Origin of the sequence: Bradyrhizobium sp. th-b2, assembly GCF_000426785.1 — a bacterium.
GTDB lineage: Bacteria > Pseudomonadota > Alphaproteobacteria > Rhizobiales > Xanthobacteraceae > Bradyrhizobium > Bradyrhizobium septentrionale.
The window spans coordinates 1-3,058 of the sequence record NZ_AUGA01000195.1; the positions used below are offsets into that span (position 1 = coordinate 1).

At 59.4% G+C, this 3,058-nt stretch carries 3 protein-coding genes; all 3 read right to left on the reverse strand.

Annotated elements, in window-relative coordinates:
* Positions 1 to 609 (reverse strand): hypothetical protein (locus K359_RS62825; protein WP_156929128.1); only part of this gene is annotated, 609 nt, incomplete at its 3' end.
* Between the two features lie 43 nt (positions 610 to 652).
* Positions 653 to 1,732 (reverse strand): type III secretion system translocon subunit SctE, encoded by a 1,080-nt coding sequence (gene sctE, locus K359_RS0147445; RefSeq protein WP_156929129.1) that lies wholly within the window; start codon positions 1,730 to 1,732, stop codon positions 653 to 655.
* A 46-nt stretch (positions 1,733 to 1,778) separates the two neighbouring features.
* Positions 1,779 to 2,282: a SycD/LcrH family type III secretion system chaperone gene (locus tag K359_RS58140; RefSeq protein WP_198031295.1), complete on the reverse strand. Its 504-nt coding sequence runs from the start codon at positions 2,280 to 2,282 to the stop codon at positions 1,779 to 1,781.
* Positions 2,283 to 3,058: the final 776 nt, after the last annotated feature.

A 3,058-nucleotide genomic window follows, 5' to 3' on the forward strand; every position in this document is an offset into this window, starting at 1 on the left:
ATCAGAAGTGCGAGCGCTAAGGCCAGACGGGGTCTCGATGCTCCTGTCATCAGGAGTGTGGTAATCAGAAGTGCGAGCGCTAAGGCCAGACGGGGCCTTGGGTGCATTGCTTTCAAATAGCAATTGACTCTCGCGAGCACCCTTGATGTTCATGCCGGCGCCAGCGATAGCGCCACTCGACGCCACGATTGAGCCAATCAACTGGTAGAGCCCTGAGCTTCGAATCGACTTGGCGGCCGCGTCCTGCGCAGCGATATCGGCGCCAACCGCAGCCCACATGTCCTCTCTGGCCGCTTTGCGAAGCTCAGAATTGACACGAACAATGAGCGCCGCGATTGCCGACATGTTGCTTCCCGTCGCAAAGTCCTCGAGCTTGGGCGCAATACCTGAAAGCGTCTGCTGAGTAACAAGCTCAGGAACCGAGGTTCCAAGCAGTGCAGAATTTGGCGCGCCGTTAACACTATGGGCAAGCGACTGAGTAGTGGTCGCCTCTGGTGCGCGGGCGCCGCGCAGGGAGACAGCGGGAGAACTCGGAGAAAGCTGACGATGCGCAGCATTGTCCAATGGATCAACGCCGGCAACATTTAAACGCTCGATGGCACCTAGCATGAATGCGTTCCTTACGCTCGCAAGAGAAGGCCGTTAGAAGTGATTAGGCGAAGGCATGGATGAGAGACGCATCGCTGGCACTGCGGCTCTCGATAGCCTCGGCAATCCTCTGCGTGGTCGCCTTTTGGTCGAGGACGAGCTGCTTGATGAAGTCCATCCCGTTGCTTTGAAGCTCTTTCATCCACGTAATTCGCTTCCTTATGTCCAACGCGTCCGCCTGAGCATCCGCGGCTTCCTTCTGCTGAACCCCATTCGCTATGCCCGCAGCGGCCTCGCCGACAGAAACACCTGCCTCGCTAACTTGAGCGGCAGTCGAAACCCCCTGGCTGATCTGAGCAATCCTGAAAGCGTTCGAGGTTGTATCCGCGATCGTGGAAGCGGCTTGATTCATGGCCCTTGAGAGGACCATTGCCAGCGAGCCCGGTTGCTTTGCGAGGGAGGCAAGTCCACGGAGAGCCGACGCACCGGCCGCACCAAGGCGGCTCCACATAGCGGCGGCCGCGCGGGCTCCATTCGCAGCTCCGCCCATAAGCCCGGCTCCTAACGTCAGCACGGTAACGGCCAACATGATGCCCATCGTGATGCCCATAGCCAATTTGTTCGCTTGGGCAGCATCCATGTTGCCATCCTTCATGAGACGCCTGGCAATCGCCTGGGTCATCTTGTCGACGACACCCGTTTCGTTGAGCACCGCAACGCCAACCGTCACTGCTGCGGCAACTATAGCAAGAGTGCCACCAGTGACCACGGCGGCCGCGACCGAGAGCCCGACCGCGAGCCACCCGAGGAACTTCATTACGCGTGAGCTCTTTTTCGATTTCGCCATGGCATTTGCGGCTTCAATGATCTTGTTGCCGAACATCTCGTGCTGCTGCCTTAGCAGCTCGCCTTCGTGTCGAACATCCGCCATCCCGCTCGCAATTAGCCGGTCAGCCATTTTGATCCTCACCGCCAGCAGATTGTTAGCAAGTTCGATCGGGTCGAGCGCTCGCGGCACCGCCAGGCTCGGAATCGAACCCGATGCGACGATTTTGCGGGAGACCGCCGGCGGCAAATTACCAATTGCCGTCGTATCGAGCGCGCCTGGACGCGCAATCAAGGAGCGACCGGGTACAAGCGGCATCCCCGCTTCGCACTGCGCGTCACTGGTCCAACCGCTTACGCTCAAGCTATTCACGATTTGAGTTCCTTTCCGCTTTCAGACGATCGAGCATCCGTCGCGCGCGCCAGGCAAACACGTCGAACTCAGTATTTCCGGCACTGAGCGTCAGGACATCACCGAGCGCGACTATCGCAGCTGCCGGACGCCCCAGTTTGACCAAACATTCTGCAGCGCGAAGCGGTATCTGCGGGTCCTCGCTGTTCAGCAGCGCAGCCAACCCGTAAGCCTGCACCGCCCCCTCTGTATCCTCAAGCACCTGACTGGTAGCAGCCAGACTGAGCCAGTATCGCGCGTCTGTGTGTCGATGCAAGCATAGAAAGCGAAAGAAACTCAGCGCGCGCTCATATTTGCCGCAGCAGTAATAGCGATAACCTAGCGCATATAGCGCCTCAAGCTCTTCGTCTGTAATGCCAACGACATCGCCCAACGTCGCGCGCCCCGCCATGAGGTCCAGCGCGAGGTGCGACGTGGCTCCGCCGTCAATCGCATCGGCCGCCTCAGGATCGCTCAATAGGTCTTGCTCGACCCCGCTCGCCATATCACGCCCTTTGTCCGAACCACGAAAGATTCAAAGTCGTCTCGGGTGAAGGCAAAACATCGCCTGGGGCCGCCTGCTCGCATAAATAAGACGCTTGAGAGCCCCCGTCGCAATCGCCGCTACTCGCAGGAGGGAAATCCGGGCCTGCAGCCCCGGCGTCCGATAGTTGAGCCAGCCACTCTAGTTGAGCGCCCGCCCTCCTCAGAAGGCGGTCCATTTGCTCGAGCGTTTGTCGGGACCTTTGTATCGTTTCATCTAGATCCACGTTCGCTTCCTCCCAACTCCATGCCGATGCAACCTAGGTCCGACCGCACCCGACGGCGGCACGCCGCTAGCAGGTACAAACCACTCGAGAACGCCGACGCCAGATCGACTGCTCGACGCCAGGGCTGGGACAAACAGCGTCTTACCCAAGACGCCCGTTATCCCGACTGAACGACGCCGAGAACAACTTCGGCATCCAAGAGTACTGGACGGCTCCTGCCCTCGGTACCCGAGACTCCGCGGCGCGCAAAATATTGAGTCATTATGGGTGCATCGGCACGAATGATAGGGCCACTCGTCCCGGCGCAAGCGGGCGCTATCGTTCAGGTCGATCTCGGTCAACACGATTATTTGAGCTTTCCCTGAAAGCTGACGAGGGCGGGAGTTCGCAACAGCGTACGCATACGACGGAGGCCGCCTGATTGACGCATGCGCGCGGGCACGGCGAGGTCTATGATGGCATTGGGTGAAGGGTGAAGGTCAGG